Source organism: Streptomyces sp. NPDC008137 (assembly GCF_042957035.1).
GTDB lineage: Bacteria > Actinomycetota > Actinomycetes > Streptomycetales > Streptomycetaceae > Streptomyces.
Window position 1 is genome coordinate 459,129 of the sequence record NZ_JBIBHN010000001.1, and the last position, 22,409, is coordinate 481,537.

A 22,409-nucleotide genomic window follows, 5' to 3' on the forward strand; every position below is an offset into this window, starting at 1 on the left:
GCGGGCAGGGCTTATCGACAAATCCACCCCGGGTCGCATGGTGCGCACTCGTCGATAAGCCGCAGTTGGGACAGACTGAAAGTGACTGACGTCACATCAGGACAGCTGGTTCCGGCAGCCGTTGAGCGGATGCGTCCGAGCACTCTGCTGAATCGTCGGGTGCCGTCTCCCAGTTGGGCTCCGGTGATGCCGGCGAGGTCGGCGACGCCGCCGCCTCCGGCTTGCCTCCGCGCCTGAAGGCCGAGGTGCCCCAGGCGAGATCATGGCCGATCGCGATCGCGTCGATGTCCGCCGAGGTCCAGCTCTGCCCCTCGCGCACATCGGTCCGCACCTTCAGCCTGCCCTGCACGATCACGGGCTCGCCCACCGTCAGCGACGCCGCCGTGTTCGTGGCGAGCTGGCGGTTGGCCCAGACCGTGAAGAAGTTGGTGTGCCCGTCCGTCCACGTGTTCTTCTCGCGGTCCCAGTAGCGCGCGGTCACCGCCATCCGGAACCTCGCCGACGGGCCGGACGCCATCTCCCGGTACACCGGCTGCGTCGCCACCCTGCCGACCGCGCAGACCATCGTCTCGTTCATCGCGAACCCCTCCCTCGCCCGGGCTCCGGCGCCGGGCCGCCTTCGTACGGGCTGGTCCCGTACGGCTGTGTCCGCCAGACTGCCGCGTCCGCGCCGAGCCCGCTGAGCGCTGTGGACCACCGCCGGCCTGTGGAAAACTCCGCCACCCCGACGGGTGACGCCGAGCCACACGTCCAGCCGCACGCCCGGCACACGCCCAGCCACACGCCCGGCATACGCCGAGCCACATGTCCGGCCACACGTGCCGCCCCACACAGACGCGGCGAGGGCGACGCCCCACCGGACGTCGCCCTCGCCGTACCCGCGCACGCGGCCCGTCACAGCCGCAACGCCCTCGCCGTCACCGCCCGGCACCCACCACCCTCCCGTACTGCTCCCGCACCTCCAGGTACCGCAGCAGCTCCGCCGCCACCGGATCCAGCACCCGGGCCCTGCCGCACCCGGACGCCGCCTTCCGTAGTCGGCGTTCCGCCTCCAGGCCGTAGCGGCGGGCCGGGCCGCGGGCCGCCATCCGGCAGCTCCACTCGACCAGCGGACCGCCGACGATGCCGATCACCATCAGCAGCACCGGCACGCCCAGGTTCGGCGACATGATCTGGAAGATCTGGCCCAGCAGCCACAGCCCGCCCAGGAACTGAAGGATCGTCATGGAGGCCTGGGACAGCACGGCCACCGGCCACCACCCCGGCCGCGGCGGCCGCCCCGTCGGCACTCCCGCCCGCACGCTCAGCTCGTCCAGCGCCTCGGGCAGCCCCTGGGAGCCGCGGACGGCCGCCTCACGCACCGCCTGCGCCCAGGGCGCAGGCAGCCCGGCCGAAGCCCGGTCGGCCACCGTACGGACCGCGTGCTCGACCCGCTGCCGCGCGGTCGCCTCCTCGTCGGCCTGGGTGCGCGAGGGAAGCCGGCCCGTGGTGGGCTCGCCGTGATCCTGGTACCAGCGCCACAGCCGCAGCCAGGGAGTACCGCACGCGCGGTTGGCGTTGCGCAGCCACGCCCGTTCGGCCGCCTCCCCCGCCGCCGTGGCGCCCACCGCGTCGGCGAGCCGGTCCGCGAACTCCTCCCGGGCCTGCTCGCTGAGCCCCGTCCGCCGCCGGGTGGCGTAGACGGGCCACAGCCGCGCCGCCGCGACGTCCACATCGGCCGAGACACGGCGGGCCGGCGCCCCGCGCTCCCCGACGAACTGGCCGAGCGCCTCGCGCAGGTCGCCGATGCCCTCCCCGGTGAGCGCGGACACGGGGAGCACGGTCGTACCCGGTTCGCCGTACTCCCCGAGGGCGATGCCGTCCTCGTCAAGGAGTCGCCGCAGATCGTCGAGGACCTGATCGGCGGCCTCCCCGGGCAGCCGGTCGATCTGGTTGAGGACCACGAACATGACCTCCGCGTGGGCCGCCATCGGCCGCAGATAGCGCTCATGGAGGACGGCGTCGGCGTACTTCTCCGGGTCGACGACCCAGATGACCGCGTCGACGAGCGCCAGGATGCGGTCCACGTGCTCCCGGTGCTGCACGGCGGCCGAGTCGTGGTCGGGCAGGTCGATCAGGACCAGCCCCTGCAGCCGGGACTCCGCGTCCCCGGTCGGCAGCGGCCGGCGGCGCAGCCGGGGCGGGATGCCGAGCCGTTCGATGAGGCTCGCCGCCCCGTCGCTCCAACTGCACGCGATGGGCGCCGCGGTGGTGGGACGGCGTACTCCGGTCTCCGAGATGGCCACGCCGGCGAGCGCGTTGAACAGCTGTGACTTGCCGCTGCCGGTGGCGCCCGCGATGGCGACGACGGTGTGCTGCCCGGAGAGCCTGCGCCGCGCGGACGCCTCGTCGAGCACCCGGCCCGCCTCCGACAGCGTCCTGCTGTCGAGCCGGGTACGGGAGAGCCCCACCAGTTCGCGCAGCGCCTCCAAGCGGGAGCGCAACGCCCCGTCGTACACCAGGGGTCTCATCGCGGGCGGGGTGGCGGACCTGCTGTCCGTGGCGGCGAACTGGCTTCCGTCCGCCGACTCATTGACGCGGCGCGCGATGAGCCCGTCGTCCCAGGCGCCCGTGGAATCCGTACGGGCGTCCTGCACGCGCGCATGGAGGTCGTTGCCCGCGCGCTCCTGCTGGGCGGCCTGAGAGGCTCGTGCGGACGGGCTGCCGGCGGATCCTGCCCTGTCCCCGTCGCCCGGCTGATCGGCGTGCTCGGTGTGGTCCTGGTCAGTGACGGCGGTCACCGGTCACCTCTCCTTCTGCAGTACGGACAGCGCGGCGATGAGTTCGGCCTGGTGCTCGGGGTGGACGTCGAGGGCGTCGAGCGGGGCGAGCCGGCGCTCGCGTTCGGCGTACAGGACCCGGTCGACGTGCTGGGTGAGCAGCCGGCCGGCCCGGTCGCGCAGCCGCAGTGCGCCATGGGCGCCGATCCGCTCGGCGAGCCCCTCCCCCGCCATCCGGCCCCGGCGGCCGCCCAGCAGGCCGGTGGCGACCAGGGCGGCGACCAGCTCGGGGTCGGGTGCGACGCCGCGGTCCAGCTCGCTCACCTCGTCCTCGGCGTACTCCTCGAGCTCCCGCCGCCACCGCCGTACGGCCAGCCCGATCCGGTGCTCGGCGCTCTCCGCTGCGGAGTCGCGCGGCGCGAGCTCCGGGGCGGCCGCCGCCGGTTCGCGCCGCCAGGCGTCGTCGACGCGCTCGTCGGCGGCGGTGACGGCGCACAGCAGCAGCGCGCTGAGGCTCTCCACGAGCGCGTCGAGGAGTTCACCGGCGGTGCAGTCCAGGGGGAAGGCACGCCAGCGTTTGAGCGCGTCCCCGGCGAGCACCGCCCCGGCCTGCAGCCGGCCCCGCACGCGCTTGTGCTCGCCGTCGTACGCCCCCTCGACGGCGCTGGTGAGCCGCAGCGCGGCCGAGTACTGCGCGGCGGCGGCACCGGCCAGCTCGGGCATCCGGGACTTGAGCGAGTCGAGGACGCCGTACGCCGTGCGGGCCAGGACCTGCTGCCGGGCCGCCGGCTCCTGGGCCTGGTGGATCAGCCAGGTGCGCAGCTGGGCGACGGCGGTGAGCGGCAGGAGGCCGCCTCCGAAGGCCGACTCCGGCAGCTCGGGCACGGTGAACCGCGGCACGTGTCCGAGACCGGCCTTGGTGAGCAGCGCCCCGTACTGCCGCGACACCTCGGCGACCACCTGGTGGGGCACCCGGTCGAGCACGGTGACCAGGGTGACGTCGTACTCCTTGGCGGTGCGCAGCATGTGCCAGGGCACGGCGTCGGCGTAGCGGGCGGCCGTGGTGACCATGACCCAGATGTCCGCCGCGCAGATGAGCTCGGCGGCCAGGACGCGGTTGTCGGAGACCAGGGAGTCGATGTCGGGCGCGTCGAGCAGGGCGAGGCCGGGCGGCAGCGTGTCGGCGCTCTCGACGCGCAGCACGCGCGCGGGGTCCTCGCCGGGGAGCAGCAGGTCGTCCGTGTCGTTCTGCTGGGGTGCCCACACGCGCGTGAGATCGGGCAGGACCCTCATCCCGCCGAACCAGTGATGGTCCTCCGGATGGCAGACCAGCACGGGGGTCCGGGTCGTCGGCCGCAGCACGCCCGCCTCGCTGACCCGCCGCCCCACGATGGAGTTGACCAGCGTCGACTTCCCGGCTCCGGTCGATCCGCCCACGACGGCCAGAAGCGGTGCTTCGGGCTCCCGCAACCGGGGCACCAAGTAGTCGTCGAGCTGCGCGAGCAGTTCGTCGCGGTTGGCACGCGCGCGTGGGGCCCCCGCCAGGGGCAGCGGGAAGCGTGCGGCGGCGACACGGTCGCGCAGGGCGGAGAGTGCGTCGAGCAGCTGAGGCCTTACGTCCAAGGTCACCACATGTGAAGAATGCCCAATTTTAGGGGAATTCTGAAGCATATGAGCATGTCTGCGCGCCGACAGGACACAAGGGATGGAAGGGGCGACTGGGACACAGGCACACTCCAGGCATAACGAGTGCACAACACCCGGTGCCTGAGGCTTCAAAAGCGATGCACGATTCGTACCTGCCTGCGATTATCAGGACCGCTTCACTGAACCTCCACATCGAGCCACGGAGGCGAAGCAACAGGGACAAGGACGCGGGAGCCCTATCCTTGTCCCCGGCAACGTCACGGATCAGCCCACACCAGGGCACCACGACAGAGGCCACCACACCCGGCCCCCGTAGCTCAGTGGATAGAGCAGGCGCCTTCTAAGCGCTTGGCCGCAGGTTCGAGTCCTGCCGGGGGCGCACACACCCTCTTCCTGCGGAAACGCGTGAGGGGTTCTTTGATGTCCGGATGCACATCGCTGTGAGACCAAGCGCCTTGGCTGCCCACGATCGTGGACAACCCCGACATCGGGGTTGTAGTTCGCGCCGACGGACGCCTGGCTACCCCTCCTCGTCGTCCAGCACCTGGGTGGCCGCGCTTGGGTCCATGAGGTTGGACCACGCCTGTTCCGCCGGGAGCAGGTCCCGCTCAGGCAGGGCATACTCCGGATACCAGCCTTCAGCCTCGCAGCCGGGGACGTTGCGCAGGATCAGCACGGTCAGGTTCGGGGGAACGGAGCCGGTGATCCGGACGGCGAGGTAGGTCTCGTGGCCGTCGTCCGCCCGCACCTGGAGGCCAAGCGTGAAAGTGTCGAACTCGCGCGTGTGCTCTCGGCCGTCGCGCAGCGTGGCGTGCGCCAGGTCCAACAAAGTCGTCCGCAGGCGGCGCACGAAGCGGACACCCGCCTCGGCGCGGTATCGGACGTGGTCCTCGCGCGCGGGCAGGAGGTAAGCGGTGTGCGTCGTGGTCTTCAGACCGTCGGAATGTTCCGCGTTGTAGCGCGCCCGGGCAGCGCGGCCATCGGCCTCAAGGGCTGCATAGAAGTCATCGCCCGAGCCGTCCTCTCGCCGACCCGCCGCGACCAGCCACGGCAGGTCGGCGTCCAGCCATACCGCGCCGCGCCACCGCTGCACCTTGACCTTGAACAGCACCTGGTCATCCACGGACCGGATGCGCTCGTGCTTGCCGTCCTCGTCCGCGAACTGCTCGGACGCTTTGGCCAGCACCGGGTGGTCGATCTCGTCCAGCGGCGCCGTGACCGGCGGCACCGCGAGGCACAAATCCTCGCGTAAGCAGCGCAGCGTCGGGCGGGCCGGGCGCAGCGCGCTGGGTCCGCTCATTCCTCGATTCCCCCGACCGCGTCGATCTCCTCCGCGGTCAGCCCGGTCAGCAGCATCACATCCGACTTCAGCGATCCATCCAGCACACTGAGCGCCTCCACCATGCCGGACCGCAGATCCTCACGGCGCTGCTCCAGATACGCCCGGACCGCCTCAGCCACCAGGTCCTTCTTCGTCAGCCCCAGGAAATGAGCGCCCTGGCTGATCAACTTGTCCGTCGCCGGGTCCACCTTCAGCGGGGACTGGCGTACCGGCTTCGCCGCTGTCGTCATCGATGACACACCTCCGCTGCCATAATACCCAAGTACCTCATGGTGGGGTTGTTGCAGCGTCACCGGACTCGAGCACCTCCTGGCTCCGGCCGACGGCACGCGCCTTCGCCACCAGAGACGCCCATCGAGCAGAGATCCCGGAATCGACAGCAAGCGCTTTGACGATTCCCGTTCGTGGACGACCTGCGAACACGCAGGTGAGCACATCGCTCGGGCCCGCGCACCTTCTAAGCGCTTGGCCGCAGGTTCGAGTCCTGCCGGGGGCGCAAGTCTCCGCCCTCCCCTTGGGGAGGGCTTTTTGCTGGTCAGAACGAGTGCAGGGCGGCAAGGCGAAGCCCCGGGCGCCCCCTTGATGATCAAGGGCAGGCTCCGGGGCTGTCCGGCTGCTACCGCCTTCTTGCGGATGGCCGTGTCGCATACGTGCCGAAGTGCCGGGCAGACGGATCAACCAGGTCCGGACACCTCCGGTCCGCCACCTGACGGTGAACGCGCGATCGATTTCCTACAGCGGCTGCCCACGTCGAGGCATTCCGCCACGCCCCGAGGGGTGTCCAAGCTGGGGCTGCTCCCCGAAGCCGAAAGATGGGCCGACCACCTCAAGAAGCAGCGCTCGTGTGCCGGGACTCGTCTTGTGAGTGTCGGCCTGGCACCCCGAGATGCCAGAGGGAAGCGCGAAGAGGCCGGGCAGGAAGCGCGAAGAGGATGACTCGCGTCTCCCATCAGGCGCCAGAGTGACGTGTTCTTGAACTCATCGGGGACGTAGGGCCAGGTCCCGACGATGCGCCGACCGGGGGCGGGGGCGGGGGCGGGGGACGGCGCAACGAGTCGTCAGGCCGCAGGACGCGGGGGCGAGCCGGAGACGGGCGGCGGCGGCCGCGCACCGGAAGGCATGGGTCCGGCGCTGGATGGCATCGCTGCGCGGCGGACCCGGTCGGGCCGTCGAGTACGAGGCCCACCGCGGGTCGCCGGTCAGGCGGCCTTTTCCAAGTGCCCGGGGAAGTCGTCGTGATCGCAGGGTTGCTGAGCGGCCTTCTCGCGGGCGCGCAGGACCGCCCAGAGTGCGATGGAGAGGCCGGTGAGGTACCAGGGGGCGGGCCAGAGCGCGGTCCACCAGGGGGTGTGTGGTTCGAGGACAAGGTCGGTGGCTGCTGTGGCCATACCGGTGGCCAGGCTCCAGCACGCGAGTCGGCCGGTGTACCGGACACCTCGGGCGAGCCGGCCGGAGGCGGGGTGGGTGCGGCAGGAGGGCAGGGTTCTGCCCGGTTCGCTCAACACGGGGGAGTCCTTCACAGGGCGTGGGCAGCGTCGGAAGGTGCCGGACGCCGTAAGTGTGCATGGAGTGAAGTTGTGCCCCTAGCGACCCCGCCAGCCGCCTGTCGCCTCTGAGACAAGTTGTGCCGGAGTGGTTTTGCGTTCACGGGCTGGTAAGCGCTCTCTCCGTGCCTCCCCGTCAGGTCTGAACCTGACCGAAAAGTAGCCAGTGGCCGGTCGAGGCACACCGATTGAGGCGCAGTCGAAGCATTTCGGTCAGCATGTCCGTTCAAAACGGTAACGGAATGGAGAATTCACCCTTCAGGTGACGACCGCTTGCTCCGCCGTGTCCATATTTGCCCGGTCGAAGTGGTGGGGCTGGTTCCGGCCCGTATGACACGGGTGTTGCAGGGCACGGCTCGCAGGCTTGTGTGCTTCTTGTGACAGCTTGTGTGGCCGAGGTGACCGTGTGGGTTGCCGGTTCTGACTGTCTGTCTGACTTCCTGTGGGGGGAAGCTGATGCATTTACGTGCTGGAAGCACGTCGTTTCGGCGTGCTCGGAGAACGCACAGAACCGCTCTCGTCGCGGCGATCACCACGGCGACCGTGGTGATCGCCGCGGCACCCGGTCTGGCGGCGGTGCCGAAGCCGGAGTTACCGGAGCCGGAGAGCCCCTGGACGAAACCGACCAAGGTGGAGGCTCCCGCGACGCCGGCCGGGCCGGTCAAGGCGCCGGAATCACAGGCGGAAGCCGAGCCGTCGGCCGAGGTCGCCGCTTGGCGGGCGGCGCAGCGGGCCCGTACGGGCGGCAAGGCGGGTGCCCAGCGGGCGGGGGTCGCCGCCGAGGCCATACCGTTCATCCCCGAGGGGCAGGGCGAGGTGCCCTGGCACCGGATCATCGACACGCGTCTGAACGACGCGCTGGTGGCGCGGGTGAACGTCTCCAACGGCAATCTGATGCTCGCCGCGACCGATTTCGACATCGCCGGTGTCGGTCAGAAGCTGCAGCTGGCGCGCACCTACAACTCCCTGGAGGCGCCCTGGGGGAAGGTGTCGCAGCGCTGGTGGCAGGCGTACGAGCGCTACCTCCAGGCCGGCGACGGTGAGGTGGTCGTCTACGACGCCACCGGCGACGCCCTGCGCTTCAAGGAGACGTCCACCGGCGGCTGGACCACGCCGACGGGCTACTCCAAGGACCTGAAGAAGAACACGGACGGCACCTACACCCTGACCGACCGCAAGTCGGGCACGAAGGACACCTACGACGAGCACGGCACCCTGGCGAAGGTCACGGACAAGAACGACGGCACGATCACCGTCGGCCAGCACGACGAGGGCAGCGAGCACAAGGGCTTCAAGCTGACCGAGACCCGCTCGGGCCGGTGGGTCGACCTGGTGAAGACGAACGCCAGCCAGTGGCAGGCCAAGGACCAGACGGGCCGCACGGCGGTGTTCGACCTGGACCCGGCGGGTAACCTGGCGAAGGTCACCGACACCGAGGGCAAGGCCACCGCCTACGCGTACGACTCCTCACGCCGCCTGACCAAGGTGACCACCCCCGAGGGCACCGTCACCCTGTTCACCTACGACGACCACAACCGCGTCACCTCCATGCAGCGCGCCACCGAGTCCTCCGGCGGCGGTCACACGGGTCCGACCTGGCGCTACGACTACACCGCCGCCACCCCCTCCGACGCGGGCACCACGACGGTCACCGACCCCGATGGCGACGAGACGCGGTACGCCCACAACGCGGACGGCGAGGTCACCAAGGTCACCGACCCCCTGAGCCACTCCCGTCATGCCAAGTACAGCAACCACCTGGTGCAGAGCGCGATCGACGCCATGGGCACCGGTGCGGACGGCACCGGTGGCAACACCACCACCTACGGTTGGGACGGCCGCAACAACGCCCTCTCCCAGAAGCTCCCGCTCGGCGCGACGGCGTCCGTGACGGCGTACCAGACGATCGCAGGCACGGACCTGCCCAACGACTTCACCACCGCCGACGGGCGCAAGGACACCTTCAAGTACGACACCAACGGCAACACGATGTCGGTGACCACCTCCGGCACCGCCGGCGGCACCCGCGAGTACACCTACAACAAGGACACCCCGACCTGCGGCGGCTTCGAGGGCCAGCGCTGCACGGCCGAGGACGGCAACGGCAAGGTCACCTCGTTCGCCTACGACGCCAAGGGCAACCTCAAGTCCGTCACCCCGCCCGCGCCGCTGGGCAAGACGGAGTACACCTACGACGCGCTGGGCCGGGTGGAGACCGTCACGGACGGTCGCGGCATCAAGACGGTCTACGTCTACGACAACCGCGACCGCGTGACGAAGGTGTCCTCCACCAACGCCACGGTCACCTACTCCTACGACGGCGACGGCAACGTCAGGACCCGCACCGACGCCTCCGGCACCACGGGCTGGACCTACGACAAGCTCAACCGCGAAAGCGTCCGCACCCTGCAGAACGGCGCCCAGACCGCCCTCGCCTACACCCCGGGCGGCGAGGTCGACCACTACACCGACCCGACCGGCAAGACCGACTACACCTGGGACAAGGCCGGCCGCCTGGACTACCTGACCGCCCCGGACGGCAAGAAGACCGACTTCGACCACAACAACAACGACAAGCGCACCAAGACCGTCTACCCCGGCGGCACCACCCAGTCGGTGACGATCGACAAGAGCGGCCGCCCCGAGGCCATCAAGACCACCTCGGGTACGACCACCCTGATCGACCTCGCCTACAGCTACAAGAACACCGCGGGCAAGGACACCACCAAGATCCGCACCCGCACCGACAACCTCACCAAGTACAAGACCACCTACGACTACGACTCCCAGGACCGCCTGCGCTACGCCCTGGAAGCCGACTCCGCGGGTGCCCGCAAGGCGTCGTGGCTCTACTGCTGGGACAAGGCCGGCAACCTCACCAGCCAGGACGGCACCAAGAGCGCCTGCCCCGGCGGCACCACGTACACCTACGACGACGCGAGCGAGCTGACCGGCAAGAACGGCTCCACCACGGGCTGGTCCTACGACAAGCTCGGCAACGAGACGGCGGGCGCGAGCACCACCGCCCGCACGAACGAGACCTGGACGGACCACAGCCAGCTCTCCGCCATCACCGCAGGCGGCAAGAACTACGACCTGGTCCACGCGGGCACCGACAACTCCGAGCGCACCAAGCTGGGTTCGACCTGGTTCCACCACACCGCGCTCGGTCTGGCCTCCACGACCACCAACGGCGTCGACACCGGATTCATCCGCGAACCGGCGGGCACCTTGAACTCCATGACGACTGGGGGGAAGTCCTACTACTACCTCACCGACGCCACGGGCAACGTCCTCGGCCTCGTCGACGACACCGGCAAGCGCAGCCACACCTACGCGTACGGCCCCACCGGTCTGCCCCGCGGCACCACCACCGAAGCGGCCCCCCAGCCCCACCGCTACACCGGCGCCTACCTCGACCCGACCGGCCTGTACAAGATGGGCCACCGCTACTACGACCCGTCCCTGGGCCGCTTCACCCAGCCCGACCCCTCCGGGCAGGAGACCAACTCCTACCTCTACGCGGCCGGCGACTTCATCAACAACAGCGACCCCACAGGACTTTTCAGCCTCTCCGACGCTCTCGATACAGGGGAGAAGATCTTCAGCGCTGCCACCGGATGTCTCGCTGGAGTCGGAGCCGCGGGTGAATCCGGAATTCTCACAGCGGCGACGGGCTTCTTCGGAGCGCCAGGTGGTGTCGCGGCCGGGGTCCTCGCCTGTGGCGTGGGTGCAGGGGCAGCCTTGATTGGGGCAGACATCATCTCCTATGGGTAACAAGCGCATGAGAGTCCCCGACGGCGCTTCCGGCGCAAGCCGTTCGTCACGGAACGTAGAAGAGAAGGGTGCCATGTCCATCAGCCCGGCCAAGAAGTTGACAGTGTTCGTAGTAATCGGCACCGCCTTCGGACTGTTCTGCGTCATCCTGGGCGTCCTCAATCAGAACTATGTACTCGTGGGCGCTGGAATTCTTGCTGCTCTCGGAGGGCTGGCACTGACCGCCATGGCCATTTCCCGCCAGAGGCAGAGAAGGTGAGAGCGCGTTGGCAGTGATCGGTGACGGCTTCGCCTGTTCCGCCCCCGTCAGAGGTTGAGAGATGTCTGGTGGGTCGGGAAGCGCACCAAGCTGGGTTCGACCTGGTTCCACCACACCGCGGTCGGCCTGACCTCCACGACCACCAACGGCGTCGACACCGGGTTCAACCCCGAACCGGCGGACCGACGGTGCAGCGTGGAGAACAGCGCGCCTCATCGTCAGCGTGCTCTTCCTGGCGGCTTTGGCCTAATACCTCACTCTGTCCGTGCCCGTGCCCCGCCACAGGGCTTTTGCATCTTCGGAGCCCTCTGCCTGTTCATCGGAAACATCCCTTCTGGCCCTTCTGGCTGCACCGCCCGCCCTGAGGCCTGATCATGGTCCTGGAACGGGACCGAGGGCGGCCGAGGGCCGGGGAAGGAGTGCGACGTGCGGCTGCGCTGTGCTGTGCTGGACGACTTTCAGAAGGTGGCGACCGAGGTTGTCGACTGGTCGCCGATCGCGGGCGAGGTGGAGGTCGTCTCCTTCGACAGCCATCTGGACGGTGAGGACGCCCTGGCCGCCGCGCTGGCCGAGTTCGACATCGTCGTCACCCTGCGCGAGCGCGTGTCGTTTCCCGGGGCGCTGATCGCCCGGCTCCCCCGGCTGAAACTGATCGTCGCCTCCGGTATGCGCAACTCGGTGATCGACTACGCGGCCGCCGAGGAGCACGGTGTCACCGTGTGCGGGACGGCCAGTTCCTCCACCCCGCCCGTGGAGCTGACCTGGGCGCTGCTGCTCGGGCTCGCCCGGGGCGTGGTGGAGGAGAGCAATGCCCTGCGCTCCGGCGGCCCCTGGCAGTCCACCGTCGGTGCCGACCTGCACGGCCGCCGGCTCGGGCTCCTCGGCCTCGGGAAGATCGGCGGCCGGGTGGCCCGGGTCGGCCTCGCCTTCGGTATGCGCGTCAGCGCGTGGAGTCAGAACCTCGGGCAGGAGCGCGCCGACGAGATCGGCGTCGAGCTCGCCCCCTCCCGGGAGGACCTCCTCGCGAGCAGCGACTTCGTCTCGGTCCATCTCGCGCTGAGCGACCGTACGCGCGGACTGCTCGGGCCCGCCGAACTCGCGCTCCTCAAGCCGACCGCGTATCTGATCAACACCTCGCGCGCGGCCATCGTCGACCAGGAAGCCCTCCTCGCCGCCCTGCACGAGGGCCGGATCGCCGGCGCCGGCATCGACGTCTTCGACATCGAGCCCCTGCCAGCCGACCACCCGATGCGCACCGCCCCCCGCCTCCTCGCCACCCCGCACCTCGGCTACGTCTCGCACGCCAACTACACGACGTACTACGGCCAGGCGGTGGAGGACATCCGCGCGTTTCTCGCGGGCGAGCCCGTACGGCGGCTGCCCTGACGCCCGTACGGGACACGGGCACGTCGGCCGGACACACGACAATGGCCGGGACCCGTGTCGGGTCCCGGCCATCTTCCGCTGGGCCGGTGGGCTCACGCGAGGGGCGCCGACGTGGACGGGGCGGCGCCTCGGACTCGGCGGGAGTCAGGCCCTCTTGCCTGGCACGACGGCGCTGCTGACGCAGGACACCTGGCTGTGCGCGGTCGGGCATTCCTGCGTCGAGTTGTTGACGACGGTGACCTTGCCGCCCTTGTCGGTGGTGTACGTGTACTGGCTCGTGTCCACGCAGCGAACGTGCCCGTTGCCGTCGTCGGCGCACTTGCCGGGGTCACCGAGGGCGGAGGCCTGGACGGCGCCGACGCCGAGCAGAGCGAAGCTCCCCAGAATTCCCGCTGCCGCCGCGATCTTCTTCGAGATGAGCATTTACCTGTTCCTTTGCGGTCGACTCCCCGCCGCTGGACGTGGAGTCGTTCCGGACGCATATTCCGGCCGAGAAGCCGATTCCGGCTGAGAAGCCAAGAGGCAGGCCCCGGGGCTCGGACACCTGGTTCGAGCCCCGGGGCCTGCCTGGATCACCTGGTCGGTGATTACTTGCCCAGAGTGAAGGCCTGCGAGCAGGTCACGGACTCGCGCTCGCTGTTGTCCTGGTTGGCGAGACCCAGGATGGCGAGGTTGACGTTGACGTCGTCGATGTTGATGAGACCCTCACGCGAGTCGTTCTGCTCGCACGACTGGGCCTGCTTGTTCTCGAGCTTGAACTGCTCGTCGCCGTCCGCAGCGTGACCAACGCCAGCGCCGAGGAAGCTGACGCTGCCGAGCATGGCCACGACGACCGCGGCCTTCTGGTACTTGCGCATTACTTCTCCGATTTCTCGAATTGACACAGACCGTGATGGGCTGGTCACCGACAGTCGCCAACTTTAGGCGGCGTTCGCATCTCTTGACGGGCGAAACGCCCAACCGCGTAAATTTCTGGATAAAACCTGTTGTACGACCGCGTAGACCGACGGAGTCGTCAGCCCCTCGGGGCGGGGGCCGTGACGCTGTCGACGCAGCTGACCTGGCTGTGCGCGGTCGGGCAGGTCTGCGTCGACTCGTTGACGACGGTGACGTTGCCGCCCTTGTCCTTGACGACCTGGTACTCACTCATCTGCACACAGCGGATGTGACCCTTGCTGTCCTGGACACAGGTGCCGGGACCCTGCGCCGAGGCCTGGGCGGCGCCGACGCCGATCAGGGCGAAGCCCCCCAGGATTCCCGCCGCCGCCGCGATCTTCTTCGAGTTGAACATCTACCTTTTTCCTTTAGCCAGGCGGCAGGCCCCGGTGCTCGGACGCAAGGTTCGAGCACCGGGGCCTGCCTGGATCAATCCGATCAGTGGCCGCCGCGCAGCGAGAAGGACTGCGAGCAGTTCAGCGACTCGCGCTCGCTGTTGTCCTGGTTGGCCAGGCCGAGCAGGGCGGCGACGTTGACGTTCACGTCGTCGACGTTGACCAGACCCTGGGTGCTGTCGTTCTGCTCGCAGGACTGGGCCTGCTCGTTCTCGAGCTTGAACTTCCCGTCCCCGCCCGCAGCGTGACCCACGCCGGCGCCGAGGAAGCTGACGCTGCCGAGCATGGCCACGACGACCGCGGCCTTCTGGTACTTGCGCATTACTTCTCCGATTTCTCGAATCGACACAGACCGTGATGGTCCGGTCACTGACAGTCGCTAAGATAAGCGGCGTTTGGGACTTTTGCCACGCGAAACGCCTCGTGGCGTGAGTTTCTTGTGAAAGTGCACGTCACGGCGCTGAAACGGTTCCACGGGTGGTCCAGTCCGGAGCCGCCACACCGAGCCAACTCCCGCTCGGGCGGCCACTGCTCACGACGAGCGGGAGACCGGCGGGACCCGCCCGTCCACACCTCACGGAGCGCAGTCCCGGTCAGTAGACACGGCGACGGCCGGGGAGTACGCACTCGGACGGCGATCAGCACCCGTTTGGCGGAGTCCCTGTTCAAGATGGGTGATCCGTAGAAGATTTCTCGTGACCGCTCCGGGGCCGCCGCGTTGAACGGGCAGTGCGGCAGCGCGTACTGCTGCCGCACTTACCTAGTCAGTAAGGGAGAACGTGATGTCTCGCATCGCGAAGGTTGGCGCTGTTGCTCTCGGCACGGGCGCCGTGGTGCTCAGTGGGGCCGGTCTCGCCGCGGCGGACGCCGGCGCCAAGGGCGCTGCCATCGGCTCGCCCGGCGTCCTGTCCGGCAACGTGGTTCAGGTGCCGGTCCACGTTCCGGTCAACGTGTGCGGCAACACCGTGAACATTGTCGGCCTGCTCAACCCGGCCGTCGGCAACGAGTGCAAGAACAGCGACGGCGACAAGAAGGACAACAAGAAGCACGGCAAGAAGCACGGCCACCGCCACTGACGTCCGCTGGACGTCCGCTTGACCCGAGAGCCCCGGCCCCCCGAATGCCGGGGCTCTCCCCATGTATCCGCCCCCTCAGCCGTAGCGGTAGATCCGGCCGACGTCCTCCAGTTCCTCCGGCGTCACGTCCCACGGCGGCAGCCTCTGGCGCCGTGCCACGATGCGGCCGTGCTGCCGGTCGCCCTGGCGCGGCGGCGCCGCGGGGAGGTAGCGGGCACCGCGGTGCCGGCGTTGCCAGCGATACCACTGCAGGTCGATGAAGGCGTGGTGCAGCCAGAACACGGGGTCGTTGACGGAGGCGCCGCCGAGCATGTCCCCGCCGACCCAGCCGTGCACCCGGTTGTGGTTGCGCCAGGCCGTGTCGCCCCGGCCGGTGTCCCAGCCCTCCAGCTTGTTGCGGAAGCCCCGCGTGACCGTCGAGTCCCAGGGCGCCGCGTCGTAGACGGGGTCCTTCAGGGCCCAGGCCAGCTCGCTCTTCGTGGGCAGGTCGACCGGTCTGCGGGGGCGTCCGAACTCCCGGGTGAGGAATTCCCTGTCGGTCACGTTCACCTTGATGGTCCAGTTGCCGTGCCGGTAGGCGAACGGGCCGGTCATCACCTGGTGGTCGGAGCGGCGCCCGTCGCCCCCGAGGAGACGGTCCGTCCAGGGTGCGGAGGTGGTCGTGCGGTCGCGTGTCCAGTCCCAGTACGGCACCGTCACCGAGGAGTCCACCCGGCGCAGCGCGCGCTCCAGTTCGAGCAGGAACCGGCGGTGCCAGGGCAGGAAGGAGGGCCCCATGTGCGCGGCGCGCAGCCCGGGCTCGCCGTCCGAGGAGAAGTACTCGACGTGCGTCCGGACGAACTCGTCGTACTCGCCCCGCCGTTTGACCTCCAGGAGCGCCTTGACGAACCGGCGCTGCTCGGCCCTGGTGAGCGTGGCGGCGTCCTTACGTACGTACGCCACGCCGGTCCTCCGTGTGCGCGTGCCCCGCGCTGCCCGGTCCGGGAGCGCGCAGCCGCCGGCCGGGGCCGAGTGCGTCGACGGCGGCGCGGGCCGCCTCCAGCGGTGTCGGGTAGGAGCAGTAATGGTCGACCATGCTCAGCCAGGTGCCGTCGGCCCGGCGCATCAGATGCAGCGGGCGGCCGTCCACGGTGACATGGCACCGGCCCTGCCCGGCCGGGCCGTGCGGCGGGGTCCACTCCACACCGATGCGACGGCCGCGGTAGGTCTCCGTGAAGGCGGTGTCCTTCCGAACGCCGCCGGGGCCGGGGCGCTTGGGCCAGAGAGCCGCGCCCACCGGGGCCGCCAGTGCCGCGGCGAGGGCGCCGACGCGCAGGGCGCGCGTCGCCTCCCGCCGTGTACTGCCCGCCGACAGGGGGGCCGCCGGGGTCGGCGCCCCGTCCCCCGCCGGTCCTGTGCCGATGCTGACGGCCATGGCCCACTCCTCGTCCGGTTGCGGTGTCGTAGCCGTAACCGCCGGACGTGCCGCGCGGTCACCGCCGCAGGGCCAGACAAGTGATCACCGGTGTGCGTACCCGGACACATGCGGAGGGCCGGTCCTCGGACTTTCCGAGGACCGGCCCTCCGCGGGGCGTGGTTCCAGCCCTAGAACCACAGGTTGCCGTGCACCGGCTTGGCGTCGTTGACCGTGGAGGCGGCGTTCTTCGCGGTGTGGACCAGCGACTCCTTGCCCTCGGCGGTCACGTCCAGGGGGACCTTGGTGCTCACGCCGCCGGTGAGGTCGGTGGAGGCCAGGTCGCGGGAGTTCTGGGCGGCCGGGGCGGGCTCGGGGGCTGGGGCCGGGGCGGGCTGAGCGACCGGGGCGGGCTGCGGGGCGGGCGGAGCGACCGGAGCGCTCTGCACAGCGGGAGCCGGCTGGGGAGCGGGTGCGGGCTGAGCGACCGGAGCGGGCTGCGGAGCGGCTTGGGCGACCGGGGCGGCCTGCGCGGCCGGAGCGCTCTGAGCGACGGGAGCGCTCTGCGCCGGAGCGGACTGGGCAACCGGGGCGGACTGGGCGACCGGGGCGGCCGGAGCACTCTGGGCCACCGGAGCGCTCTGCACATCCGGGACGCTCTGAGCGGCGGGGGCGCTCGGGGCGACCATGGCGTCCTGGGCGAACGCCGGGGTCGCGGAACCGGCGGCGATCAGGGACCCGGCAAAGACGGCGGCAGCCTTCAGAGACTTCATCGTGTTCCTTTCTTCGGCAACGCACGTCGCCGGAGTGGTTTCTGTCGCCGTGCCTAACGAGCCCTGGCCTGGGCGGAAACCGGAACTGCCGAAGATTGCCAATACCTCATACGAGATCTATTAAAGGACCGGACTGCGGGCGGTACTTAAGGCTGTGAAAGGACAGCAGTCGTGGCGCCGCTCCCTGAGGCCGGCACCACGACTGGACGAGTTCACGGGGCCGGCGGCAGCAGTGGCGTCAGCACCGAGACCTGGGGCGAGAAGAAGTCGTCGGGCTCCGCCTCCGGGGTCGTCGAGGTGCTGGACGTCACCGACGTCACGGTGTCCTCGTCCTGGAGCGCCGGGTCGCTGGAGGTCAGTTCGGCGAGGAGCTCGTCCGCGCCGCCCAGCAGGTCGTCGACCAGGGGAAGGACGCCGCCGACGCCACCGGTGATCGCGTCCAGGAGGCCGTCGACAGCCCCCAGCACGAGGTCCAGCAGGTCGGTCACCGGGTCGGCGGCGCGCCGCTCGGGCACCATGGCGGGCAGGGCGGGCAGGACGGGAGCAGGCAGGATCACCGGCGCGGGGGTCAGGGGCGCCACGGGGGACGGGGTCTGCGCGTCGTCCTCGGCTGCCGCCTCGGCCAGGGCGGCCTTCGCGGCGTCTCCCAGCTTGATCGCCTCGGCGGCGGTCAGCCGGCCGTCGCTGTCCCGGAGTACGGCTTTCAGCAGGTCGGCGACGGGGGTGAGCGTGCCCCAGTTGATTCTCTGGATCTGTACGAGGCGCACATCAGCGCCGGGAAGCCGGGCATCGGAGGCCACATGGCCGTGCCCGCGGGCCGAGTCGGCCGCCATTGCGACGGGGCCGGTGATCCCGACCAGAAGGGCGGCGCACAGTGCGCTGGACGCGATGCGCCGTGCGGGCAGAGCACGCATGGGGATTCCTTTCGACGGCGATGGATCTTGAGCCCACCGTGAAAGAAGCCCGGCATTTCCGCAAGCATTCATAGGCTTTTCGGGAATACATAATTCCCCCTTTCGCCGCGTCCGGCCTGATCAGACGCTTTGTCAGGCCGCACCGCCCTCGAACCCTGATGGAGTAAAGGCCGGGCGCCCGCCGGGCGGAGGCGCCGTCCGGCACCGGGGCGGCGGCCGGAACCAGCAAACACTTGCGATTTCACGATTCCGACACACTTGTCAGACTTCACCGAATTTCATCGACTATGTCCGATTGATGACTAGAGTTGCGAACCGCCCGACGCCTCCCCAGCGCGGACTCATCGCACTCGTGGCGCTGCCGCCACGGCCACCTGTTCCGAAAGGGCAACGACCGGTCATGCGCCATTCCCTGGGCCCGCTGTTCCGCCGCGCGACCGTGGGCGCCCTCGCCCTTGCCGCCCTGTGGGCAGCCAGCAGTTCCCCGGCCGCCGCGCCGGCCGCGGCGCCCTCGCCGGAGGCCGAGAGCCTCGCCTTCGCCGAGCGGTACCGCGCGCTCCAGCACGGCGGCATCGTACGCGCCGCCAACGCCTCGATCACCTGCCGCGCCGCCCAGCGGCCCGCCTGCCCGGACGCTCAGGCGGGCGGTACGGCGGTCAACGGCGACTTCGACATGTTCTACGTCGACGTCGACCGCGACCCCAACACCTACAACTCCTCCCGCTCGGAGGTCCGCCTGCCCAGCGGCTCCCGGGTGACGTACGCGCGTCTCTACTGGGGCGGCAACCTGCGCGTGGGCGAGCAGAAGCCGCCGGAGGACAACGGGCGCGTGCTGATCGCCGAACCCGGCGGGGAGTACAAGCAGTTGCTCGCCGACACGCTGGTCGGCCACCGTGTGCTGGACGGCATGGACGCCTTCCAGGCCTCGGCCGACGTGACGGGCCTGGTGCGGGAGGGCGGGTCGGGCCTCTACACCGTGGCGCAGATCAACATCGCCATGGGCAGGTCGGCAGCCGGGGCCTGGGGCGGCTGGACGCTGGTGGTGGCCTACGAGAACCCCTCGGAGCCGCAGCGGCACCTCGCGGTCTGGGACGGCTTCACCTCGCTCAGGTCCGGTGCCCAGGAGGTCCGCGTGAGCGGCCTGGGCTTCGCCGCGGGCGCCTGGGGCCGTGCGGGCCTGGTGACGTACAACGGCGACCGCGGCACCGGCGGCGACTCGTTCACCGTGGCGACCGGCCAGTCCGGGACCGCCCTCACCAACTCCGCCAACCCCCGCGACGACGTCCTCAACTCCACCATCAGCGAGCCCGGGGCGGACGCGTCGCGGGTGCCCGCCCACGCCAACACCCTCGGCTACGACTCCGATGTGTTCGATCTCGGCGGCGGTCTGCAGCAGGGCGGCGACCAGGCGACCTTCCGGATCCAGTCCCAGCGGGACGCGGCATGGGCCGGCGTGCTCTTCGTCGCCGTCGACGCACGGCGATGAGTCCGTCGCCGCCCGCCCCGAACGCCATCGCGAGCGAGGAATCCGCGCACATGTCTCTGTCATCCACCGCCCCCAATCCCAGAGTTCTCCATCTCACCCAACCGGTGGACGGCGGGGTGGCGCGCGTCGTGACGGATCTGGTCGCGGCACAGCTGTCGGACGGCCTGGACGTCACCGTGGCCTGCCCCGACAGCGTGCTCACCGCGAGACTGCGCAAGCTCGGCGCGCGCGTACGGCACTGGCACGCGACGCGGTCGCCGGGTACGTCACTCGTCCGGGAGGTGCGGCATCTGGCCCGGGTGATCGACGAGGTGCGGCCCGATCTGGTGCACGCGCACAGCGCGAAGGCCGGACTCGCCGGACGTCTCGCGGTACGCGGGCGGATCCCCACGGTCTTCCAGCCGCACGCCTGGTCGTTCGAGGCGGTCGGCGGGCCCACCGCGGCCCTGGCGCTCATGTGGGAGCGCTGGGGGGCGCGTTGGGCCTCGCGCACGGTGTGCGTGAGCGAGGCCGAGCGCGCGACCGGCATGGGCGCCAGGATCACCGGCCGGTGGACCGTCGTCCCCAACGGCATCGACCCCGAGCGTTTCCACCCGGCCACCGCCGGCCTCGTGCGCGCCGGCCTCCCGCCGCTCACCGGCATCCCCCCGGCGGCACCGCTCGTGGTGTGCGTGGGGCGGCTGTGCCGGCAGAAGGGGCAGGACGTCCTGCTGCGGGCGTGGGACGACGTCGTACGGCGGGTGCCCGACGCCCGTCTCGTCCTGGTCGGCGACGGGCCGGACCACGACCGGCTGCGCGAGGACGCCCCTCAATCCGTGGTGTTCACGGGAGCCGTCGCCGACGCCTCCCCCTGGTACCAGGTCGCCGACCTCGTCGTCCTGCCGTCCCGCTGGGAGGGCATGGCCCTGGCGCCGCTGGAGGCCATGGCCTGCGGGCGGCCCGTGGTCGTCACGGACGTCGACGGCGCCCGCGAGAGCCTGCCGCCCGCCTTCTCCGCCCGTTGCCTGGTCCCGCCGGAGAACCCGGTGGCGCTGGCCGGGGCCGTCACCGAGCTGCTGACCGACCCGCTGCTGCGCGAGTCGCTCGGCGACCAGGGCCGCCGGCACGTGCTGTCCACCCACGACGTGCGGCACACCGCCGAGGCCGTCTCGGACGTCTATCGCGATCTGCTCGGCCCCTGGACCGCCATCACCGGCGCCGAGCACGGCCGGCGGCTCGACACCGGACATGGCGCCGAGCCGAACCGGACAACGCAGCTCGTCGAGACCACCGAGTACAGGGAGTCCATCCACTCGTGACCGCCGAACGCACCGTGCCCTCCCCCGGCGTACCGCCACGGGAGCACGGATCCTCACCAGTCTCGGTCATGCCGCCGCGCGGCACCGCCCCCGGATTCCGGCTGTCCGCCCCACGGCGCCCGGCCCGGCCGGTCTCACCCGTGCCGCTGCTCGCCGCGGACGGCGTCGCCGCCCTGGCGGGCGCGCCCCTGCTCGCCGAAGTCCCGCGCCAGCCCCTGCTCGTCACCCTGCTGATCGCCCTGACGCTGCTGCTGCGCCCGCGCGACGGGCGGCCGCCGGTGCCGGGGCTGCTGGAGGAACTGCCCGCCGTGTGCGGCCGTGTCGCGGTGGCCTGGCTGGCGCTCGCGGCGCTCCTCGCGGCGTACCGGCCGGAGCACGCGCTGTCCCTCCGGACCGTGCTGGCGGGGCTCGCGCTGCAGGCGGCGGCCTGCTGTGCGCTGCGCGGAGCCGTGCACGCGCGGCGGCGGGCCGCGCTGCTGCGCCACCCGCACCCCGCGCTCGTCCTCGGACCGGTGGCGACCGCGCAGCGGGTGGCCGCCGGTGTGCTGCGTCAACCGCGGTGCGGGGTACGGCCGGTGGGGATCGTCGCCGAGCAGCCGGACGGCACCGGGACCCTGCCGGTGCTGACGACCGCCGAGGAGGTCGAGCGGGCGGTCATCCAGAACGGGGTGCGGGCGGTGCTGGCCGTGCATCCCTCGGTACGCGCCGAACAGGAGCCGCTGCTGCGGGCGCTGGCCGAGTCGGGCTGCGTGGTCTGGGAAGTCGACGCCGACTCCCCGTCGTACGCGACACGGGAGCGGCTGGCCGGGTTCTCCTGCCGGCGTCTGGACATGTCCCCCGCCCGGCACGGCGGCGCGGGCAAGCGGGCCCTCGACATCCTGGTGTCGGGGGCGTTGCTGTTGCTGGTCAGCCCGCTGCTGCTGACCTTCGCCGTGGCGCTGCGGCTCAGCGACGGTCCTGGCGTGGTGTTCCGGCAGGAGCGCATCGGCAGGAACGGGGAGCCGTTCACGCTGCTGAAGTTCCGTACGCACCGCCCGGTCGACGAGCACGAGTCGGCTACCCGGTGGAGCGTGGCGAACGAGAACGAGATGCGCTGGTTCTGCCGGATGCTGCGGCGTACCTCGCTGGACGAGCTGCTCCAGCTGTGGAACGTGCTCCGGGGCGACATGAGCCTGGTCGGCCCGCGGCCCGAACGCCCCTACTTCGTCGCGCAGTTCGGCCAGACCTACCCCGGCTACGCGGTCCGCCACCGGATGCGGACCGGCATCACCGGCCTCGCCCAGGTCAACGGGCTGCGCGGCGACACCTCCATCGAGGACCGCTGCCGGTTCGACAACGCCTACATCGACGACTGGTCCCTGTGGCAGGACGTGTGCATCCTGCTGCGCACCGCGGCCACGGTGGTACGTCCGACGGGGAGCTGA

21 protein-coding genes and 1 tRNA gene are annotated in these 22,409 nt (G+C 70.5%); 8 read left to right on the top strand and 14 right to left on the bottom strand.

All coding sequences use genetic code 11. The features are described from left to right. Nucleotides 1–91 precede the first annotated feature (91 nt). From ACFZBT_RS01980 to ACFZBT_RS01990, 3 genes are all read right to left on the bottom strand, one after another. Nucleotides 92–577: a single-stranded DNA-binding protein gene (locus tag ACFZBT_RS01980; protein WP_391097621.1), complete on the bottom strand. Its 486-nt coding sequence runs from the start codon at nucleotides 575–577 to the stop codon at nucleotides 92–94. Between the two features lie 340 nt (nucleotides 578–917). Beyond that, on the bottom strand, nucleotides 918–2,780 hold the full coding sequence (locus ACFZBT_RS01985; protein WP_391097622.1) for a GTP-binding protein: 1,863 nt from the start codon (nucleotides 2,778–2,780) through the stop codon (nucleotides 918–920). 3 nt (nucleotides 2,781–2,783) lie between these two features. Continuing rightward, nucleotides 2,784–4,391, bottom strand: coding sequence for a dynamin family protein (locus ACFZBT_RS01990; protein WP_391097623.1), 1,608 nt, complete (start codon nucleotides 4,389–4,391; stop codon nucleotides 2,784–2,786). A 321-nt stretch (nucleotides 4,392–4,712) separates the two neighbouring features. Between ACFZBT_RS01990 and ACFZBT_RS01995 the strand changes: the two genes are divergently transcribed. Next, nucleotides 4,713–4,785 (top strand) — tRNA-Arg (locus ACFZBT_RS01995). Nucleotides 4,786–4,926: 141 nt separating this feature from the next. Here the strand turns inward: ACFZBT_RS01995 and ACFZBT_RS02000 are convergent. The 3 genes from ACFZBT_RS02000 to ACFZBT_RS02010 form a co-directional block, all read right to left on the bottom strand. Next, nucleotides 4,927–5,706: a hypothetical protein gene (locus ACFZBT_RS02000; protein ID WP_391097624.1), complete on the bottom strand. Its 780-nt coding sequence runs from the start codon at nucleotides 5,704–5,706 to the stop codon at nucleotides 4,927–4,929. Beyond that, nucleotides 5,703–5,978 (bottom strand): hypothetical protein, encoded by a 276-nt coding sequence (locus tag ACFZBT_RS02005; RefSeq protein WP_361880148.1) that lies wholly within the window; start codon nucleotides 5,976–5,978, stop codon nucleotides 5,703–5,705. The genes ACFZBT_RS02000 and ACFZBT_RS02005 overlap by 4 nt, the downstream gene beginning before the upstream one ends. 969 nt (nucleotides 5,979–6,947) lie before the next feature. After that, the gene (locus tag ACFZBT_RS02010) at nucleotides 6,948–7,253 is read right to left on the bottom strand and encodes a hypothetical protein (protein ID WP_391097625.1); all 306 of its coding nucleotides are present in this window, start codon (nucleotides 7,251–7,253) and stop codon (nucleotides 6,948–6,950) included. 588 nt (nucleotides 7,254–7,841) lie between these two features. Here ACFZBT_RS02010 and ACFZBT_RS02015 point away from each other — a divergent pair. From ACFZBT_RS02015 to ACFZBT_RS02025, 3 genes are all read left to right on the top strand, one after another. Beyond that, nucleotides 7,842–11,069, top strand: coding sequence for an RHS repeat-associated core domain-containing protein (locus ACFZBT_RS02015; protein WP_391097872.1), 3,228 nt, complete (start codon nucleotides 7,842–7,844; stop codon nucleotides 11,067–11,069). Nucleotides 11,070–11,142: 73 nt separating this feature from the next. Then, on the top strand, nucleotides 11,143–11,328 hold the full coding sequence (locus ACFZBT_RS02020; RefSeq protein ID WP_391097626.1) for a hypothetical protein: 186 nt from the start codon (nucleotides 11,143–11,145) through the stop codon (nucleotides 11,326–11,328). Between the two features lie 426 nt (nucleotides 11,329–11,754). After that, a complete protein-coding gene (locus ACFZBT_RS02025) occupies nucleotides 11,755–12,714 on the top strand; it encodes an NAD(P)-dependent oxidoreductase (RefSeq protein WP_391097627.1) in 960 nt (319 codons plus the stop codon). Between the two features lie 144 nt (nucleotides 12,715–12,858). Here the strand turns inward: ACFZBT_RS02025 and ACFZBT_RS02030 are convergent, their stop codons facing one another. From ACFZBT_RS02030 to ACFZBT_RS02045, 4 genes are all read right to left on the bottom strand, one after another. Then, nucleotides 12,859–13,137, bottom strand: coding sequence for a hypothetical protein (locus ACFZBT_RS02030; protein ID WP_391097628.1), 279 nt, complete (start codon nucleotides 13,135–13,137; stop codon nucleotides 12,859–12,861). A gap of 164 nt (nucleotides 13,138–13,301) precedes the next feature. Beyond that, a complete protein-coding gene (locus ACFZBT_RS02035; RefSeq protein ID WP_391097629.1) occupies nucleotides 13,302–13,571 on the bottom strand; it encodes a hypothetical protein in 270 nt (89 codons plus the stop codon). Nucleotides 13,572–13,729: 158 nt separating this feature from the next. Continuing rightward, on the bottom strand, nucleotides 13,730–14,005 hold the full coding sequence (locus ACFZBT_RS02040) for a hypothetical protein (RefSeq protein WP_391097630.1): 276 nt from the start codon (nucleotides 14,003–14,005) through the stop codon (nucleotides 13,730–13,732). Nucleotides 14,006–14,088: 83 nt separating this feature from the next. Further along, nucleotides 14,089–14,367 (bottom strand): hypothetical protein, encoded by a 279-nt coding sequence (locus ACFZBT_RS02045; protein WP_391097631.1) that lies wholly within the window; start codon nucleotides 14,365–14,367, stop codon nucleotides 14,089–14,091. A 460-nt stretch (nucleotides 14,368–14,827) separates the two neighbouring features. Here ACFZBT_RS02045 and ACFZBT_RS02050 point away from each other — a divergent pair, with 460 nt between their 5' ends. Then, complete coding sequence (locus ACFZBT_RS02050) at nucleotides 14,828–15,121, top strand: chaplin family protein (RefSeq protein WP_391097632.1); 294 nt, start codon at nucleotides 14,828–14,830, stop codon at nucleotides 15,119–15,121. A 75-nt stretch (nucleotides 15,122–15,196) separates the two neighbouring features. Here the strand turns inward: ACFZBT_RS02050 and ACFZBT_RS02055 are convergent, their stop codons facing one another. The 4 genes from ACFZBT_RS02055 to ACFZBT_RS02070 form a co-directional block, all read right to left on the bottom strand. Continuing rightward, nucleotides 15,197–16,063 (bottom strand): tyrosinase family protein, encoded by an 867-nt coding sequence (locus ACFZBT_RS02055; RefSeq protein WP_391097633.1) that lies wholly within the window; start codon nucleotides 16,061–16,063, stop codon nucleotides 15,197–15,199. Beyond that, on the bottom strand, nucleotides 16,047–16,535 hold the full coding sequence (locus tag ACFZBT_RS02060) for a tyrosinase family oxidase copper chaperone (protein WP_391097634.1): 489 nt from the start codon (nucleotides 16,533–16,535) through the stop codon (nucleotides 16,047–16,049). Before ACFZBT_RS02060 ends, ACFZBT_RS02055 begins: the two co-directional genes overlap by 17 nt. 170 nt (nucleotides 16,536–16,705) lie before the next feature. Next, on the bottom strand, nucleotides 16,706–17,287 hold the full coding sequence (locus tag ACFZBT_RS02065; protein WP_391097883.1) for a hypothetical protein: 582 nt from the start codon (nucleotides 17,285–17,287) through the stop codon (nucleotides 16,706–16,708). A gap of 212 nt (nucleotides 17,288–17,499) precedes the next feature. Then, a complete protein-coding gene (locus ACFZBT_RS02070; RefSeq protein WP_391097635.1) occupies nucleotides 17,500–18,201 on the bottom strand; it encodes a hypothetical protein in 702 nt (233 codons plus the stop codon). Nucleotides 18,202–18,601: 400 nt separating this feature from the next. On the opposite strand from ACFZBT_RS02070, the gene ACFZBT_RS02075 reads away from it, so the two are divergent. The 3 genes from ACFZBT_RS02075 to ACFZBT_RS02085 are packed head-to-tail and all read left to right on the top strand — an operon-like array spanning nucleotide 18,602 to nucleotide 22,409. Next, nucleotides 18,602–19,687 (top strand): DUF3344 domain-containing protein, encoded by a 1,086-nt coding sequence (locus ACFZBT_RS02075; protein ID WP_391097636.1) that lies wholly within the window; start codon nucleotides 18,602–18,604, stop codon nucleotides 19,685–19,687. A 50-nt stretch (nucleotides 19,688–19,737) separates the two neighbouring features. After that, nucleotides 19,738–20,985 carry a glycosyltransferase gene (locus ACFZBT_RS02080; RefSeq protein ID WP_391097637.1) on the top strand — a complete coding sequence of 416 codons (1,248 nt, stop codon included), beginning with the start codon at nucleotides 19,738–19,740 and terminating at the stop codon, nucleotides 20,983–20,985. Next, nucleotides 20,982–22,409, top strand: coding sequence for an exopolysaccharide biosynthesis polyprenyl glycosylphosphotransferase (locus tag ACFZBT_RS02085; RefSeq protein ID WP_391097638.1), 1,428 nt, complete (start codon nucleotides 20,982–20,984; stop codon nucleotides 22,407–22,409). Before ACFZBT_RS02080 ends, ACFZBT_RS02085 begins: the two co-directional genes overlap by 4 nt.

Bases quoted from the DNA above. Each gene is read 5' to 3' on its own strand.
- ACFZBT_RS02020 (WP_391097626.1), top strand. From the start codon at position 11,143: ATGTCCATCAGCCCGGCCAAGAAGTTGACAGTGTTCGTAGTAATCGGC.
- ACFZBT_RS02035 (WP_391097629.1), bottom strand. From the start codon at position 13,571: ATGCGCAAGTACCAGAAGGCCGCGGTCGTCGTGGCCATGCTCGGCAGC.
- ACFZBT_RS02065 (WP_391097883.1), bottom strand. From the start codon at position 17,287: ATGAAGTCTCTGAAGGCTGCCGCCGTCTTTGCCGGGTCCCTGATCGCC.
- ACFZBT_RS01980 (WP_391097621.1), bottom strand. From the start codon at position 577: ATGAACGAGACGATGGTCTGCGCGGTCGGCAGGGTGGCGACGCAGCCG.
- ACFZBT_RS02060 (WP_391097634.1), bottom strand. From the start codon at position 16,535: ATGGCCGTCAGCATCGGCACAGGACCGGCGGGGGACGGGGCGCCGACC.
- ACFZBT_RS02050 (WP_391097632.1), top strand. From the start codon at position 14,828: ATGTCTCGCATCGCGAAGGTTGGCGCTGTTGCTCTCGGCACGGGCGCC.
- ACFZBT_RS02045 (WP_391097631.1), bottom strand. From the start codon at position 14,367: ATGCGCAAGTACCAGAAGGCCGCGGTCGTCGTGGCCATGCTCGGCAGC.
- ACFZBT_RS02030 (WP_391097628.1), bottom strand. From the start codon at position 13,137: ATGCTCATCTCGAAGAAGATCGCGGCGGCAGCGGGAATTCTGGGGAGC.
- ACFZBT_RS02005 (WP_361880148.1), bottom strand. From the start codon at position 5,978: ATGACGACAGCGGCGAAGCCGGTACGCCAGTCCCCGCTGAAGGTGGAC.
- ACFZBT_RS02080 (WP_391097637.1), top strand. From the start codon at position 19,738: ATGTCTCTGTCATCCACCGCCCCCAATCCCAGAGTTCTCCATCTCACC.
- ACFZBT_RS02075 (WP_391097636.1), top strand. From the start codon at position 18,602: ATGCGCCATTCCCTGGGCCCGCTGTTCCGCCGCGCGACCGTGGGCGCC.
- ACFZBT_RS02000 (WP_391097624.1), bottom strand. From the start codon at position 5,706: ATGAGCGGACCCAGCGCGCTGCGCCCGGCCCGCCCGACGCTGCGCTGC.
- ACFZBT_RS02040 (WP_391097630.1), bottom strand. From the start codon at position 14,005: ATGTTCAACTCGAAGAAGATCGCGGCGGCGGCGGGAATCCTGGGGGGC.
- ACFZBT_RS02070 (WP_391097635.1), bottom strand. From the start codon at position 18,201: ATGCGTGCTCTGCCCGCACGGCGCATCGCGTCCAGCGCACTGTGCGCC.